The organism is Muriicola sp. E247, assembly GCF_041358175.1.
Classification (GTDB): Bacteria; Bacteroidota; Bacteroidia; order Flavobacteriales; family Flavobacteriaceae; genus Muriicola.
This window is the reverse complement of the sequence record NZ_JBGKBE010000002.1, coordinates 354,943-370,011: the sequence shown is the minus strand read 5'-3', so window position 1 is coordinate 370,011 and position 15,069 is coordinate 354,943. Positions and strand designations below refer to the sequence as shown.

General features: G+C 42.7%; 13 protein-coding genes. 4 read left to right on the top strand and 9 right to left on the bottom strand.

What is annotated here, in order from left to right:
* Positions 1-6 precede the first annotated feature (6 nt).
* From ACA086_RS05305 to ACA086_RS05295, 3 genes are all read right to left on the bottom strand, one after another.
* Positions 7-693 (bottom strand): TIGR00730 family Rossman fold protein, encoded by a 687-nt coding sequence (locus tag ACA086_RS05305; protein WP_371002307.1) that lies wholly within the window; start codon positions 691-693, stop codon positions 7-9.
* A gap of 52 nt (positions 694-745) precedes the next feature.
* Positions 746-3,598 (bottom strand): excinuclease ABC subunit UvrA, encoded by a 2,853-nt coding sequence (uvrA, locus tag ACA086_RS05300; RefSeq protein WP_371002306.1) that lies wholly within the window; start codon positions 3,596-3,598, stop codon positions 746-748.
* A gap of 166 nt (positions 3,599-3,764) precedes the next feature.
* Entirely contained in the window at positions 3,765-4,451 is a 687-nt protein-coding gene (locus tag ACA086_RS05295) for a DUF4130 domain-containing protein (RefSeq protein WP_371002305.1), read from the bottom strand.
* Between the two features lie 168 nt (positions 4,452-4,619).
* Here ACA086_RS05295 and ACA086_RS05290 point away from each other — a divergent pair, with 168 nt between their 5' ends.
* The gene (locus ACA086_RS05290) at positions 4,620-5,372 is read left to right on the top strand and encodes an XRE family transcriptional regulator (protein ID WP_371002304.1); all 753 of its coding nucleotides are present in this window, start codon (positions 4,620-4,622) and stop codon (positions 5,370-5,372) included.
* On the opposite strand, the gene ACA086_RS05285 is transcribed toward ACA086_RS05290, so the two are convergent.
* From ACA086_RS05285 to ACA086_RS05275, 3 genes are read right to left on the bottom strand one after another with little or no spacing between them, the layout of a single operon-like run.
* A complete protein-coding gene (locus ACA086_RS05285) occupies positions 5,369-6,076 on the bottom strand; it encodes a hypothetical protein (RefSeq protein WP_371002303.1) in 708 nt (235 codons plus the stop codon). The genes ACA086_RS05290 and ACA086_RS05285 overlap by 4 nt on opposite strands.
* A 28-nt stretch (positions 6,077-6,104) precedes the next feature.
* Positions 6,105-7,832: a gamma-glutamyltransferase gene (ggt, locus tag ACA086_RS05280; protein ID WP_371002302.1), complete on the bottom strand. Its 1,728-nt coding sequence runs from the start codon at positions 7,830-7,832 to the stop codon at positions 6,105-6,107.
* 5 nt (positions 7,833-7,837) lie between these two features.
* Positions 7,838-8,431 (bottom strand): ACP phosphodiesterase, encoded by a 594-nt coding sequence (locus ACA086_RS05275; protein ID WP_371002301.1) that lies wholly within the window; start codon positions 8,429-8,431, stop codon positions 7,838-7,840.
* Between the two features lie 72 nt (positions 8,432-8,503).
* On the opposite strand from ACA086_RS05275, the gene glmM reads away from it, so the two are divergent.
* Positions 8,504-9,889, top strand: a complete 1,386-nt coding sequence (gene glmM / locus ACA086_RS05270; protein ID WP_371002300.1) for a phosphoglucosamine mutase — start codon at positions 8,504-8,506, stop codon at positions 9,887-9,889.
* 7 nt (positions 9,890-9,896) lie between these two features.
* On the opposite strand, the gene ACA086_RS05265 is transcribed toward glmM, so the two are convergent.
* Positions 9,897-10,778, bottom strand: coding sequence for a lysophospholipid acyltransferase family protein (locus tag ACA086_RS05265; protein WP_371002299.1), 882 nt, complete (start codon positions 10,776-10,778; stop codon positions 9,897-9,899).
* A 59-nt stretch (positions 10,779-10,837) separates the two neighbouring features.
* Between ACA086_RS05265 and ACA086_RS05260 the strand changes: the two genes are divergently transcribed.
* Together ACA086_RS05260 and ACA086_RS05255 are read left to right on the top strand one after the other, a co-directional pair.
* Positions 10,838-11,485, top strand: a complete 648-nt coding sequence (locus tag ACA086_RS05260; RefSeq protein WP_371002298.1) for a rhomboid family intramembrane serine protease — start codon at positions 10,838-10,840, stop codon at positions 11,483-11,485.
* A 142-nt stretch (positions 11,486-11,627) separates the two neighbouring features.
* On the top strand, positions 11,628-13,274 hold the full coding sequence (locus ACA086_RS05255; RefSeq protein WP_371002297.1) for a hypothetical protein: 1,647 nt from the start codon (positions 11,628-11,630) through the stop codon (positions 13,272-13,274).
* 68 nt (positions 13,275-13,342) lie between these two features.
* Here the strand turns inward: ACA086_RS05255 and ACA086_RS05250 are convergent, their stop codons facing one another.
* Together ACA086_RS05250 and ACA086_RS05245 are read right to left on the bottom strand one after the other, a co-directional pair.
* On the bottom strand, positions 13,343-14,452 hold the full coding sequence (locus ACA086_RS05250; protein WP_371002296.1) for a redoxin domain-containing protein: 1,110 nt from the start codon (positions 14,450-14,452) through the stop codon (positions 13,343-13,345).
* Between the two features lie 99 nt (positions 14,453-14,551).
* Positions 14,552-15,049, bottom strand: a complete 498-nt coding sequence (locus tag ACA086_RS05245) for a hypothetical protein (RefSeq protein WP_369749297.1) — start codon at positions 15,047-15,049, stop codon at positions 14,552-14,554.
* Positions 15,050-15,069: the final 20 nt, after the last annotated feature.

Below are 15,069 nucleotides of genomic sequence, written 5' to 3'. Positions count from 1 at the left end.
GATTGTCTAAAAATTAGGACTCAGTGTATGTCCTTTGTAGAAAGCGTCGATAATTTCGACCACTTCTTCAGGGGTATCCGCAATTTTGACCAGATCAAGATCTTCCGGACTAATATTTTTGGCTCCAAGCATGACATTTTTTATCCAGTCCATTAAGCCCGACCAGAAATCGGAACCAACAAGAATGATAGGGAATCTGCCAATTTTATTCGTTTGAATTAATGTAATGGCTTCAAATAGCTCATCCAATGTTCCAAATCCACCTGGCATCACAACAAACCCCTGGGAATATTTAACAAACATAACTTTACGGACAAAGAAATAATCAAAATCCAGGCTTTTGTCCATGTCGATGTAAGGATTATCGTGTTGTTCAAAAGGCAGATCAATATTTAATCCCACTGAGGTTCCCCCAGCCAGGTGAGCTCCTTTGTTTCCAGCTTCCATGATGCCAGGGCCTCCCCCGGTTATAATCCCGTAACCTGCTTCGGAAACACTTTTGGCGATAGAAACTGCCATTTCGTAATAAGCATCCCCTGGCTTGGTCCGCGCCGATCCAAAAATAGTGACACAGGGGCCTATAGCACTCATTTTTTCAAAACCATTGACAAACTCGCCCATGATCTTAAAGATCGCCCAGGAATCATTGGTTTTGATTTCATTCCAGCCTTTGTGATGTTGCTCTTTTCTCATAATCTATTCCTTAAAACGCATAATTACTCAGCACATTATAAATGTCGTAAAACTATTGTGAATGACTTACGGCAAGGTCCAATTCTTTTTTTAAATACTGGGCCGTAAAACTTTTATCGTGAAGTGCCACTTCCTCGGGAGTGCCTTCTGCAACAATAGATCCGCCACCTCGCCCACCTTCATGACCGATGTCGATAATATGATCTACCATTTTTATCACATCCATATTGTGTTCGATGATAAGAATAGTGTTCCCTTTATCTACGAGACGGTTGAGCACCTCCATTAAGACACGGATATCTTCAAAATGAAGTCCGGTCGTAGGTTCATCCAAAATATAAAAGGTATTACCTGTATCGCGCTTGGAAAGTTCTGTTGCCAGTTTCACCCTTTGCGCTTCACCTCCGGAGAGGGTGGTTGATTGTTGTCCGAGGGAAATATAGCCTAGTCCAACATCCTGTATCGTCTTTAACTTTCTGTGAATCTTAGGTATATTTTCAAAAAAACTGACGGCTTCGTCAATGGTCATCTCCAGTACATCAGCTATCGATTTCCCCTTGTAGCGTATTTCAAGGGTTTCTCTGTTAAATCGTTTCCCGTTGCAGGTTTCACATTCCACATATACATCAGGCAGGAAATTCATTTCGATCACCCGAAGTCCGCCTCCCTGGCAGGTTTCACATCGTCCGCCTTTTACATTGAAGCTAAATCTACCCGGTTTATAGCCCCTTATAGCGGCTTCTGGTGTTTTGGTAAACAATGCTCTGATCTCACTAAAGACACCCGTGTAGGTAGCAGGATTTGACCTTGGGGTTCTTCCAATAGGAGACTGATTAATATCGATGACCTTGTCTATATGCTCCAGTCCACTAATCTTTTTATAAGGCATCGGTTTTTTCACCCCATTGAAGTAATGCGCATTCATAATAGGGTAGAGGGTCTCATTGACAAGGGTTGATTTTCCGCTACCCGAGACGCCGGTTACGCCAATCATTTTACCCAGGGGAAAGCGAGCTGTAATGTTTTTTAGGTTATTCCCTGTACATCCTTCAAGGATAATATCATTCCCATTTCCTTTCCTGCGTTTTTGAGGAATAGGGATCTCCTTTTTCCCGGTGAGATAGTCTGCAGTCAGAGTCTGATGCTGTTTCAATTCAGTCGGTGTTCCTTCTGAGATAATTTCACCCCCGTGTTTTCCGGCCAGGGGGCCGATGTCGATGACGTGGTCTGCACTTTCAATCATATCCTTGTCATGTTCCACCACAATAATCGAATTTCCAATATCCCTCAGGGCTTCCAGGGATTTTATAAGGCGTCCGTTATCCCGCTGATGTAATCCTATACTAGGTTCATCGAGGATATACAATACCCCTACCAGCTGGGAGCCTATTTGGGTTGCCAATCTGATTCGCTGAGCCTCACCACCCGAAAGTGATTTGGAACTTCTGTTCAACGAAAGGTAGTCCAGGCCAACATCGAGCAAAAACTGAATCCGGCTGCTGATTTCTTTGATAATTTCTTCAGCAATAATCTTTTGATTTCCCTCCAGCGTATTCTCAAGACCCTTAAAAAATGTAGCCAATTCAGCTATATCGAGGGCGGCAAGTTCAGCGATGTTTTTATCTCCTATTTTGAAATTAAGGGAAGCTTTTTTTAACCGGGACCCCTTACACTCAGGACATTGAATTTTGTCCATGTACTCTTTTGCCCACCGCTTTATCGAAGTGGAATCGGAGCTGCTGAACTGACTTCGGATAAAATTGGCAATACCTTCATAGTCGATGCTGTATTCCCGTTTTACGCCAAGGGATTTCGAATCTAAGGTAAACCGTTCTTCTCCTCCGCGAAGAATAATTTCCATCGCTTCATCGGGAATATTTTCTATGGGATCGGTGAGTTCAAAGTTGAAACGCCTGGCTATTGTTTCCAGTTGTTTAAAGGCCCATGATTTCTTGTATTCACCGAGGGGAGCAATTCCCCCTCCGGAAATAGAGAGTTTTCTATTGGGGAAAATCTTATTCTCGTTGATCTCATATGTGTGTCCTAGGCCATTGCATTCATCACACATTCCTTTCGGGGAATTAAATGAAAAGGTGTTGGGCTCTGGACTGGGGTAGGAGATTCCGGTTGTGGGGCACATCAGATCTCTACTGAAATATCGTGGTTCGGTTTCCCCTTCAGCCAGAACCATCAGAGTATCATTTCCGCTGTACATGGCGGTATTTATCGATTCAGCCAATCGCTTTTCCAGATCTGCATCTGCACTTATGGCGAGTCGATCCACAACAATCTCTATATCATGGGTTTTATATCGATCGACCTTCATGCCTTTCTGCAGATCCAGGAGTTCCCCATCGACCCGCACCTTGATAAAACCCTGTTTGGCAATTTGCTCAAATAATTCCCTGTAATGTCCCTTTCTTGATTTAACCACCGGTGCCAGGATGTTGATACGCTGACCGGCAAAGGAAGAGAGGATTAGCTCCCTGATTTGCTCATCTGAATAGCTTACCATTTTCTCCCCGGTATTAAAACTATAGGCATCCGCTGCCCTGGCGTAAAGTAATCTCAGGAAGTCGTAAATCTCAGTAATAGTTCCTACGGTTGATCTTGGGGATTTGGAAGTCGTTTTTTGCTCAATGGCAATCACCGGTGATAAGCCATCAATTTTATCTACATCAGGCCGTTCGAGTCCGCCCAAAAATTGCCTGGCATAGGCAGAAAAGGTTTCAATATAACGCCTTTGTCCTTCAGCATAAATGGTGTCAAATGCCAAGGAGGATTTACCACTCCCCGACAAGCCTGTTATCACAACAAGTTTTTCCCTGGGAATACATACATCGATATCCTTGAGATTGTGAACTCGAGCCCCTTTAACTTCAATAAATTCTTCGAAATCGGTCATGCAATAAGGCAAAGTTGCAAAGGTACTCTTTTGAAGATTAAAAACGAAGCGACCTATATCTCACCTCTGTTAAAACTATTTAAAGATATTTTATAAACTTCATAAGACCCGAAGGATCTGCCACAAGCGTATAAAAAGCATATATGCTATGAGCAATCGTTAAAAATCATGCCAGTACTTCGAGGCTTCTTTTTCTTCTTTTCTTTTTATAAACAGGGGAGGAGGTAAGCGTATTATCATCAGTATTATTCCTGAGTTGTTCAGGATTGATAGATACAAAAGCGAGGCTCCCGCTTTGATGCTGCAGGCCGTAGCTTCGGTTTATATCACAGATCAGCCATTCATCATTCCTGTATCTGGTTCTAAAATACCTGGAAATCAAAGGAAGTATATTGAATTTTGGTTTTATAAATCTAACATATGTAGTTCCCGGAAAGTCCCCGGCTACGAGAAATCGTTCCACAGCTCTTTTTTCTTTTTCCACCAAACTTGCCAGTTGATATATCCTGGCAGTAGCTGTTGCGATATCCGGTATTTTTTCTTCCCCTCTCTGTTTTTGCCACGATATATAGAAATTGTACAATTGAATTTCAATCTCTTCCTCCTCACTTAAAAAAGCAAAATACAAGGTCTTTAAAGCACTGTAATTCTGGGATCTTAATCCATTCCATATTTGTTTCGCATCTTCCAGTCGGGTAGCAACATAATTAGGTTCTGGAAACAGTGCCGCCTGCTGATCTTTCAATTTAACGATGGCCGTAGGATGAACTCCTGTATATTTTACTTCATCTAATAGGGTAAGAAAGCCGTTAAAACTCCCGTCGTAATAATAAGTGCCAGTTTTCTCTTTCATTTTTGTAGCGTATTAAATTAGAACAACTCAACTGTATTTGTATATAATCCAAATATATGGATATATTCCATATTATGGAAATAATCCTAATTTTATTTTGGATATATTCCAATTTCTGTATCTTTGAGAACATCAATATATTTTTTTAGCCTGTAAAACAATTGCGAAATGGAAAATGAACTTACCATCAAAAGGTTTACTGATTTAAGACGTGAATTAGGATATACACAGGCAGAATTTGCCTCTTTACTCGGTGTGTCAAATACAACAGCCGACATTGAAAGGGGTCGCACAAAACTATCGGGAAAGGTAGTGGCAACCTTGTTGAAACAGTTTAAAATAAATCCTCTGTGGCTCTACGGAGAGAGTGATCAACAATATATTGAAGCCTCCAATACTAGTGTTATTCCCAAGGTAGTTACCGTTGACAGCGCTGATAAGGAGAATATGGTTCTGGTCAATGCCAAGGCTGCGGCCGGCTACCCACAGAATATACACGACACCAGCTGGTATCGCCAATTACCCGCTTTTGACCTGCCTATTCCCGAGTTTCGAAATGCCACATACCGTGGCTTTCAGGTAGAAGGGGATAGTATGCTCCCCAACCTTAAACCCGGGGAATGGGTACTCGCCAAAGCCGTTGAGGACCTGAGTGACGTGAGTAGCAATAAAATTTATGTTGTTGTACTTCAGGATTCTGTGATGGTAAAAAAGATTGAACGCCCGCCCAATACCAACAAGGTCATCTTAATTTCCCTTAACGAAACCTATCCGCCATACGAAATTGAACCCTATCAGATTCAGGAATTATGGCAGGTGAGTAGTAAAATCACCTTCGGTGTGGACGCCACTACAGAGAACGGCCTCCTCCGCCAGCTTCAGCAATCCATGGAAGATTTAAAGAAGCAACTAAAAGCTTAGTCTCTTCTTCCCTTTACTGTGCCCAAATCGAGTGTTAAAGGTCCCACCTTGTGATACTGGGGAAGCAAAACACCGCTTTCAGCAGTCTGCCAGCCTTCCCAAGTAGCTTCCAGCCCTTTTAGGGGTAAAATCTGAACCCACATACTAAACTTTACAGGTATGTAATCCTTGTTGAGCTCCCAGAGATAAGTGTCTCCTGGGGTATCCCCTCCGCTGGTATAGGTGACCCGTAATCCGGTTTGTCCATCTTCCATATCAACAAGGGCACGCTCGGTTCCTTTATCAAATATCTTAAATGGGGCCACAAGCCAGAAAGAATCATTGTTGAAATTGGATATCGCCTGTCTGACCAAATTTTGTTTTATATCTCCTTCCACAGGCTTCCCCTGGTCCTTGATGATGCTGTTTTGTGGATTTACCAGGTCGATTTTACCCCAGTATTCGTCCCAGGACATTTCTACTACTCCGTTTTTCTTATCCCAGAGGTATTTGTTGCTTCCTCTTCTGTATGACCATTCCAGATATCGGGTTTCGCGATAGGCTTCATTATTGAGGGCCTGGAGCATTTTCATCGCGAGTTCATCTGCTTGTTGTGCGGAATGCCCCACAGGCACGGCTTGGTTGAAGAAGGCCAGATAGATCCCCGTTAACAGGAGTACAAGCAATAATATAATTCCCAAAGTTCGTTTAATCCAGCGGGGCATAACTAAGACTTAAATTCGTTTAACTTTATTAATACCCTACGGCAGTATCATCTCCTCTGGGATCGGCACCTCCTTCCATCCTGCCATCAGGGAGTATCCTTATCGCATCTACCTTCCCTATAACCGGAGTGCGTTCTTCATTGATTTTGTAACCCTTTGTTCTAAGGAATTCCTTGGTGCTTTCAGGGAAGCCATCGGGTTCAAATATGATATAATCGGGCAGCCACTGATGATGAAATCTTGGGGCCTCAACAGCTTGCTGCATACTGAGGTTGAACTCATAAGTGTTTATAATGGTCTGTGCCACCGCAGTAATAATAGTTGATCCTCCGGGGGTTCCCACAACCAGCCAAAGTTTACCGTCCTTTTCCACAATAGTGGGGGTCATACTGCTCAGCATTCTTTTTTCTGACTTAATACTGTTGGCTTCCGCCCCGATGAGACCGAACATATTTGGCACCCCCGGTTTTGAACTGAAATCGTCCATCTCGTTATTCAGGAAAAAGCCGAGTTCGTCACAATATAATTTAGAACCATAGGCGCCATTGAGGGTTGTGGTAACGGATACTGCGTTTCCCATTTCATCGACGATTGAATAATGTGTGGTTTCATCACTCTCAAGGATCTCAACTGTTCCGTGGGAGACTGCTTCAGACTTGGTTGCTTTTTCGAAAGTAAAATCCTCCATACGCTGTTGCAGGTAATCTTCTTTCAACAAAAAATCTAATGGAATTTCAACAAAATCGGGATCCCCCAAATAGTAGTTCCGATCGGCATAGGCCCGCCTAAAAGCTTCGGTTAGCAACTGTATGGCTTCTCCTGAGTTGTGCCCTAATTCTCCGATGTCATAAGGTTCGATCATTTTAAATATCTGATTGATGGTAACACCCCCGCTGCTGGGCGGACTCATACTGATAATGCGAAGGTCTTTGTAATTAAAAATGACCGGTTGTCTCCAGACGGCCTCGTATTTTGCAAGATCCTCTTCGGTAATATATCCACCTCTCTCCTGAATAAATGCAGCTAGTTTTTTTGCAGTTTCCCCTTTGTAAAATTCATCTCTGCCATTTTTCATAATTCTCCTCAGCGTATTTGCCAGACTTGGGTATTTCAAGGTGTCTCCAACCCGGCATTTGGTGTAGAAAAATGTTTCTTCTCCACTTATTTCAATAATCTGCTCCCTGTATCTCTCCAGGCGATTTTCCTGGTTTTCGGTTACAATAACTCCCTTTTCCGCCAGAGCTATCACGGGTTGGAGTATCTTTTCTAGTGGCAGACTGCCCATTTTTTCATGAACCTCAAAGACACCCGCTATAGTACCTGGTACTCCTACCGCTGTTGCCCCTTTTGTACTCTTCCCGGGAATCACATTTCCAAGTGAATCGAGGTACATATCCGCTGTAGCAGAGAGTGGGGCCTTTTCCCTGTAATCAAGGGCCCCTACATCGCCATTCGATTTTCGATAAACCATAAATCCTCCGCCACCCAGATTGCCGGCATAGGGATAAGTGACAGCCAGGGCGAGTTCTGTGGCGACCATGGCGTCAAATGCATTGCCTCCTTCTTGTAATATAGATATTCCGATTTCAGAGGCCTCTTCTCGCGCAGAAACCACCATCGCCTTTTCTGTAACTAAGCCGGTTGGCGATGCCGGAGCTCGCCTGCATTGTACACCCGTGATTAGTAGTAAGAATAAAACAGCAATAAAAAGAGGCCTTCTCAAAAGGTTGTGGCCAGACAATGATGTATTTATCATATAGTTCAAGGATTATTGAGGGAATTAAATTTCTCCCGGGAAAAGATAATTAAATCTTCAAAGAAGAGGGAGAATTCTGCTTCAAAAAGATCATAGTGCAATTGAAGATCGAGAACAGCTTTGTTCATATTGCTCTTACTCCCCGTCCTTCTGTACAGTCCGTTCAACACCTTGTCAATTCCATCCACTGTAGCATAATTATAAAGCCAGTTATCCCGAATCATGTATGGCATCAAATGTCTTGTAGGTTCAGGTAAAATAGGATATCGACTTTTTAGAAGGCTGTAGAATTCTGCCGCAAAATGTTCTAATTCCACTTCAGAGTACCTGTTCCAGTTTTTAGCCAGAAAATGATCGTAAAACACATCGACAACCACCCTGCTGTAATGACCCTGATTTGGGTGGAGTCGTTTACTGCTCTGTTTGTGGGTGGGGTGTGCATCGGTGAAGGTATCTATGGCCCTGTGCAGAACAATGCCCTGCTGAATACGTTCAGGAAAATGCCCATAGCGATTACCCCTAATACTGTCAGCGATGAAATTCCCAATACTGATCTCTTCATCGTTAAAGGACAAAAATATATGAGCGAGAAAGTTCATCAGTCGAATTTACAAAGAAGGAGGCTGGAAACTAACCTATACCTTTATATTTGCAAAAACTTTTCAAGAATTATGACACTAATCAAATCCATTTCTGGGATTCGCGGAACCATTGGGGGAGAACCCGGCACCAACTTAACACCCATTGATGCCGTAAAGTTTGCCGCGGCCTACGGGGCTTTTTTGAAGAAGCAAAACGACAACAAGCATCTTAAAATTGTCATTGGCCGAGATGCCCGTATTTCGGGTGAAATGATCCAGTCCCTCGTGGTATATACCTTGCTCGGAATGGGGATTGACGTTATTGATCTTGGACTTTCCACCACACCCACTGTTGAGATCGCAGTGCCTCTTGAAAAAGCAGACGGAGGCATCATACTTACGGCCAGCCATAATCCCAAACAATGGAATGCCCTTAAGTTGCTCAATGCGCGTGGAGAATTCCTCAATGCCGCAGAAGGGGAGCTCATTTTAACCCTGGCCGAAGCAGAAGATTTCAATTTTGCTGAAGTAGATGAATTGGGGAAGCTAACCGCTAATGATTCCTATCTGGATATCCATATCGATGAAGTACTCAATTTATCCCTGATAGACAGGGATACCATTGCCAAAGCCGGATTTAAAGTAGTAGTAGATGGGGTGAATTCTTCAGGAGGGATAGTGATGCCCAAGTTATTAAAAGAGCTTGGGGTGGAAGTTGTAGAACTTTATTGCGATCCCACAGGCCATTTTCCTCATAATCCCGAGCCTTTGAAAGAACACCTGAAAGATATTTGTGATTTGGTTGTAAAGGAAAAAGCCGATTTCGGCCTTGTTGTCGATCCTGATGTAGACCGTCTGGCTTTTATTTCTGAGGATGGGGAAATGTTCGGAGAAGAATATACGCTGGTGGCTTGTGCAGATTACGTGCTCAGCAAAACACCAGGAAATACCGTTTCCAATCTTTCGTCCACACGTGCTCTCAGGGATATCACCGAAAAGCACGGTGGAAATTATACTGCCGCAGCAGTGGGGGAAGTAAATGTAGTTGCCCAGATGAAGTCGTCAAATGCCATTATTGGAGGAGAAGGAAACGGGGGGATTATCTACCCTGAGAGTCATTACGGTCGCGATGCCCTCGTAGGAACTGCTTTATTCTTAATGCTGATGGCTGAACGAGGGGGGAAGGTAAGTGAGTTAAAAGCGAGTTATCCCTCATATTTTATGAGTAAGAAAAAAATAGAACTCACTCCCGGGATTGATGTGGATAAGATCCTTGAGGTAATGGCAGACAAGTACAAAAAGGAAGACGTAAATACCATCGACGGAGTCAAGATCGATTTTAGTGATTCATGGGTACATCTGCGCAAATCGAATACGGAACCGATCATCAGGGTCTATACAGAGGCACCATCACAGAAAAGTGCAGATTCCCTGGCTAAACGAATCATGGACGAAATTGACTCAATTTCTCGTTAAGCTAGTCTTAAGCTTGCGGGGCTTTGTCTTTGTGCTTCCACCTCCTGTGCGTCCATAGATAATATTCGGGCTGCTCCCTTATCTGTTGTTCTGACAGGCGAAGAAATTTCTCAGTGATTTCATGTTCCCCGGCCGTACTACCCTTGTCATTGATCGGAATGAATTCTGCCTGATAATAGCCTCGTTTTACTTTGGTAACCTTGAGAAATACGGTAGCTAAATCTAATTTTTTTGCAAGGGATTCAGCTCCTACAAAAATAGGCACGGTAATCCCCATAAACGGACTCCAGTACTGAGCCCTGCTCATCATAGGCGACTGATCATTGACTATACCGTAAATACCTCGTACCCCGTTGCGCTCATTTTCATACATCCGCTTTACTGTATTTTTCTGTTCGATGGGATCGGTATTCCATTTAGCTCGGATTTTCTTGATCAGTCGGTCGAAATACTTATTCCCTATCTTCTGATAGATGGCAAATCCTCTGGAAGTGACAACATTATTTATGCTGGTATTCCATTCCCAGTTAGCATAGTGGGTACACAATACCAGAACACTCCTTTCCTTCTCGAGATTTTGAATGAGTTCGGGATTTATAATGTGGTATCTCTCAGCGACCTCTTTTTTTGAAAGATCCATAGTCTTTACCATTTCCAGGAACAAGTCGCAGAGATGACGGTAAAACTTCTTTTCAACCTGCCTTCTCTCTTCCTCTGAAAGTTCAGGCAGGGCAAGGCGTAAATTTTCCTGAACTACCTTCCTCCGGTACCTGGCAAGATAAAAGATCAAAACAAAGGCAATGTCAGAAAAGCCGTAGAAAAGGGGTTTCGGGAGAATTGATATCAGCCTTAAAACAGGGTAGGCCAGGAGAAATACAACTAATTGCATGCATATAAACTATGTGCAAATATAGCTATATTTGGACCTCTTAAAACAGTCGCTTCTATATGAATCTACATTGGGCAACTTTAGCCATAATCGCAGCAAATGTTGTGGTTTCCCTCAGAGGATTTAAGGATATTAACTTTTTTGAACGTTATAAGTTCGGGATTGGAGCCATTCAGGCCGGGCAGAAAGACAGGATGGTCACATCGGGGTTTTTACATGTTGATCTTTCCCACCTCTTTCTCAATATGTTTACACTCTACTTCTTTGCAGACGTAGTAATTCGATGGTTCGGTCCCGCAAAGTTCCTCCTCATTTATTTTGTGAGTTTACTAGCCGGGAGCCTCCTTGCCCTGTTTTTTCATAAGAAAGAACCTTACTACAGTGCCGTTGGTGCAAGTGGAGCCGTAACAGGCATTCTGTATGCTGCCATCCTCCTTCAACCCGATATGCAGCTTGCCCTTATGTTTATTCCAATTCCTTTGCCAGCTTATATTCTGGGTATACTCTATATGTTGTATTCCATTTATGGTATGAAAAAGAGGCTTGGAAATATAGGCCATACTGCCCATTTCGGAGGAGCTATTGGAGGCTATTTCACCACCCTTCTTTTTATGCCTTCGCTGTTTGCAACTGACACATTAATGGTCATTTTATTGGCTTTACCTATCCTCATGCTCTTCGCTCTTGAGAAGTTAGGAAAAATCTGACTTTAACAGCCTGCTGAAGCCCTTGTATGATTGGTCTTGCCGTTAAATGATGTAGCTTGTCTAATTTTTTAGATTTCACCATACTTTTTTCGTTATTTCGCCGTTTATGTAGTGCCCAAACTGCAAACAAAATTACCTACTTATGAGAAAAGAAATATATCTGATATTTCTATCTACCGTCTTGTTTATGGTTTCCTGTAGTGACGAAACCACTATTTTTATTGACGAACAACAATCCAGTATCTTAGAAGAAAACGACGCCGTTACACTGGCAGGCAGTGTATCATTTGAAAATGCGGGGGTTCTCGATATTACAATTGATGAGAATTACTCAGGAAAACGCACCTCAAAAGCCGCGGAAGATCCAGCCGGAAATTATCCCATGGTTTTAATTGGACAGGTGAATCCGCCGACTTACGGTTCAATTACCTCCCTCACAGCGGCACATGTATTTGTTGAGGATGATTTTGCCTATGTAGCCTATAATACGGCAGGAGAAGATTATGCCGGAGCAATCGACATCGTGGATGTTACCGATCCAAATGACCCACAGCTCACTTCAAGAGTGGTTTATACTAATGCCGATATCAATTCGCTCCAATTCAAAGATGGATTTTTATATGCAGTGGGTGGTCTGGATGCAACTGCATCATTTACAGCAGCATCTAATTCGTTCATTACAAAAATCCCGGTTTTTGGAGGTGTAATGGATGTCGATGCCGGGATTCTCTACGGATTCCAACCCGGAGACAATGCGACTGATATTGTCATAGATAAAAACGAGGCTTTTGTAACCAGTGGTCAAGATGGAAGTGTAACCGTATACGACACCAAAGATCTGGAAGTCAAAAAAGAAGAGAGTTATTTAGATCTCCGGTCACTGGCATTCTTTGACAATAGGATTGCCTTGCTTGATGCAAGCATGGGAATCCGTGTGCTGGATGATAATCTTAAATTGAAAGATGAGATAGCAATAGATTCTGATTTTGGTATAAATACAAAAAGGACGATTGATTTTGACGGTGACAAGATCATCGTTGCAGAAGGTGCCAAAGGTGCCGGAGTGTACTCCTATGACACTGGATCATTATTGCAATATATTCCTATTATCATCGATCCATTGAACCCGCCCACCGGAGATGTAGTCAATAACGCCGTGGCTTTTAATGAGGAAATGGTCCTGATGGCCAATGGTGGAGCTGGTCTGTCTGTTTCAGATGATACAGGAGATTTAACTAAACCTTATGGTGTGATACAGTTAGATGGCTCTATTAATTTCGTGCAAACACGAGGTGATTATGCTTTTGCCGCCTCCGGACAGGAGGGTCTGCAGATTATCAAACTCAACCGTTTGTCTTTAGGTCTTGCAGCTCAGTGTTCATCACTTATAGAATACGAAGGGTCTGCCAAGTTGGTTATCAATGAAGGTGATGACATAGCTTTTAGCGGGGCCAAGAGCTTTAATTCTATAAAGGTGGAAGGACAACTTCTGATGTGTGGAACGTGGACTGTAAGTAACGATGTTGATATTAAGGAAGGTGCATTGTTGGAAATGAGTGGTTCCCTCACCGTCGGGAAGAACAGAAGACGAAAGAAAATCCAGGTTGAACCCGGGGCAACGCTCAGGATTGAAGGCAACCTTACTATCTATGGAGATTTGGAGCTTAAGGAAGGAGCAACAATTGAATTCCTGGGTAATGACTCTGTTGTAAACATCTTTGGAGAAGTTGATATTGAAGATAACGTGACCATAGTTGGAGAATTTGTGGATGTACAGAGTAAATTTTAACTAGAAAACACCTCATAAAAAAACCCTGATGTTTTAAAGCATCAGGGTTTTTCTTTTGTTTAATTTCTTTACTGCAGCAATTCTCCAATTTTTTGTCCCAGGGCAGGACCTCTTAAATTTTTTGCTACAATTACACCATTCTCATCGAGGATAAAAGATGCAGGGATAGCATCAACATTATACAATTTAGCAATCTCATCAAAAAATTGCACGTTAGACACATGATGCCAGTCGAGCCCGTCAGCCTCAATAGCCTTTTTCCAGTCCTCGGCATTCCTGTCTAGTGAAACACCCAGAATACTAAGGCCTTTATCCTTATAGGTATTGTATACATTGACGATATTTGGATTTTCTGCTCTACAGGGCTTACACCAGGCCGCCCAAAAATCAACAATGGTTACTTTTCCAAGAACATCATTTAGGGCGAGCTCTTCTCCTTCCGGGGAGGGGGCTGAAAAATTAGGCGCTTTTGCTCCGATGGAGGTATTGGCCTCTTTTTCCAGGGATTCCTTGATTTTCAGTCCGGCATTGCTGGCTTTTATTTCAGGAGTAAGCGAATCGTATAGCTCCTGAACCTCGGCATTGGTTTTAGCTTTGGTAGAAAGTATCCTGTAAATGATGAGGGCTGAAACAATAGCATTTGGATTGTCCTTCACATAATCCAGTTCATATCCTTTCGCCTCGTCCATCAGTTCAAAATACTCTTCTCTCAGGGAATTCATGGTAACCGTGTCCCGGTTACCCTGAGCAACTCTCATGTCCTGGTTCATGGAAGAAGCTTTCCTGCTCAGTACTCTTGACCCCTTGAGAAAATCATAGAATAACTCATTTTGCAAAGTTCCACCGATCCTGGCATAGCTAAGACTATCCCTTTGAGCACTAACTTCAATCTCTCCATTTTCCACGATTACCGGAATGTTTTCCTGTCCACGGCCGAAGAATATATAATGGAGTTCCGGACTTTCAGCAGGCCCTCCTTTAAACATAAATGTCCCCTCCTTTACTTCAGCACTATCAACGGTGATCAATTGGTTATTTTCTCCGTACTTTCTCAGCGTAAGTTCTGTTCCTTCTGTATTTTCTCCTTCAATAGACCCCTCAATGACATAACCATCGTTCACTGAATCGCAGGCCACAACAGCCAGGGAGAGACTTAAAAGAATTAATAATTTCTTCATGTTTACTAAATTTTTGGCAAAGGTAGAGATAAGCATTCCAATAAAAAAGCCCTTAACACATGCTTGTGATTAAGGGCTTCTTCAAATATTTAATTCTGCTTAGAACTGATATCTAAGTCCAAGCGCAATATCAAAATCAAAATTATCAGAGAAATCATCGTACCCCACCAACCCAATTTCAGGTCTGAAGTCGAGTGAAATCAACAATGGGATATCGAAATTGTATTCGATACCTATATCGCCGGCTCCAAATAGGAACAGGCCTCCATCGGGAACTGAACCATTAGATCCTGCAGAAAAATCTACACTTCCCAATCCGCCACCAACACCGTAGTACCAGTTAAAATTGCCATCCAGGGGCTGCACCCATTGGTAAATACCGGTAAGTTTAAAGGCGTCAAAGTTTCTGCTATCTCGCCATCCCAGATCAATTTCGACCCGGTTTGCCCTTGCGACCGACTTCTGATATGATATCTCAGCCCCGAAACCATCGCTATCACCCAGACGTAGACCAAGCGCATGATCGGAAATAGATTGGGCACTTAAAGCCAGAGTTGCTGTAAAAAATAAGAATAGAGTTAATTTAAAAATTTTCATAGTTTGAATATTTAATTGTT

Coding starts and splice junctions, on each gene's coding strand:
- uvrA (WP_371002306.1), bottom strand. CDS start 3,598: ATGACCGATTTCGAAGAATTTATTGAAGTTAAAGGGGCTCGAGTTCAC.
- ACA086_RS05285 (WP_371002303.1), bottom strand. CDS start 6,076: ATGCCCCGCTGGATTAAACGAACTTTGGGAATTATATTATTGCTTGTA.
- ACA086_RS05245 (WP_369749297.1), bottom strand. CDS start 15,049: ATGAAAATTTTTAAATTAACTCTATTCTTATTTTTTACAGCAACTCTG.
- ACA086_RS05305 (WP_371002307.1), bottom strand. CDS start 693: ATGAGAAAAGAGCAACATCACAAAGGCTGGAATGAAATCAAAACCAAT.
- ACA086_RS05255 (WP_371002297.1), top strand. CDS start 11,628: ATGAGAAAAGAAATATATCTGATATTTCTATCTACCGTCTTGTTTATG.
- ACA086_RS05290 (WP_371002304.1), top strand. CDS start 4,620: ATGGAAAATGAACTTACCATCAAAAGGTTTACTGATTTAAGACGTGAA.
- ACA086_RS05275 (WP_371002301.1), bottom strand. CDS start 8,431: ATGAACTTTCTCGCTCATATATTTTTGTCCTTTAACGATGAAGAGATC.
- glmM (WP_371002300.1), top strand. CDS start 8,504: ATGACACTAATCAAATCCATTTCTGGGATTCGCGGAACCATTGGGGGA.
- ACA086_RS05265 (WP_371002299.1), bottom strand. CDS start 10,778: ATGCAATTAGTTGTATTTCTCCTGGCCTACCCTGTTTTAAGGCTGATA.
- ACA086_RS05260 (WP_371002298.1), top strand. CDS start 10,838: ATGAATCTACATTGGGCAACTTTAGCCATAATCGCAGCAAATGTTGTG.
- ACA086_RS05250 (WP_371002296.1), bottom strand. CDS start 14,452: ATGAAGAAATTATTAATTCTTTTAAGTCTCTCCCTGGCTGTTGTGGCC.
- ggt (WP_371002302.1), bottom strand. CDS start 7,832: ATGATAAATACATCATTGTCTGGCCACAACCTTTTGAGAAGGCCTCTT.
- ACA086_RS05295 (WP_371002305.1), bottom strand. CDS start 4,451: ATGAAAGAGAAAACTGGCACTTATTATTACGACGGGAGTTTTAACGGC.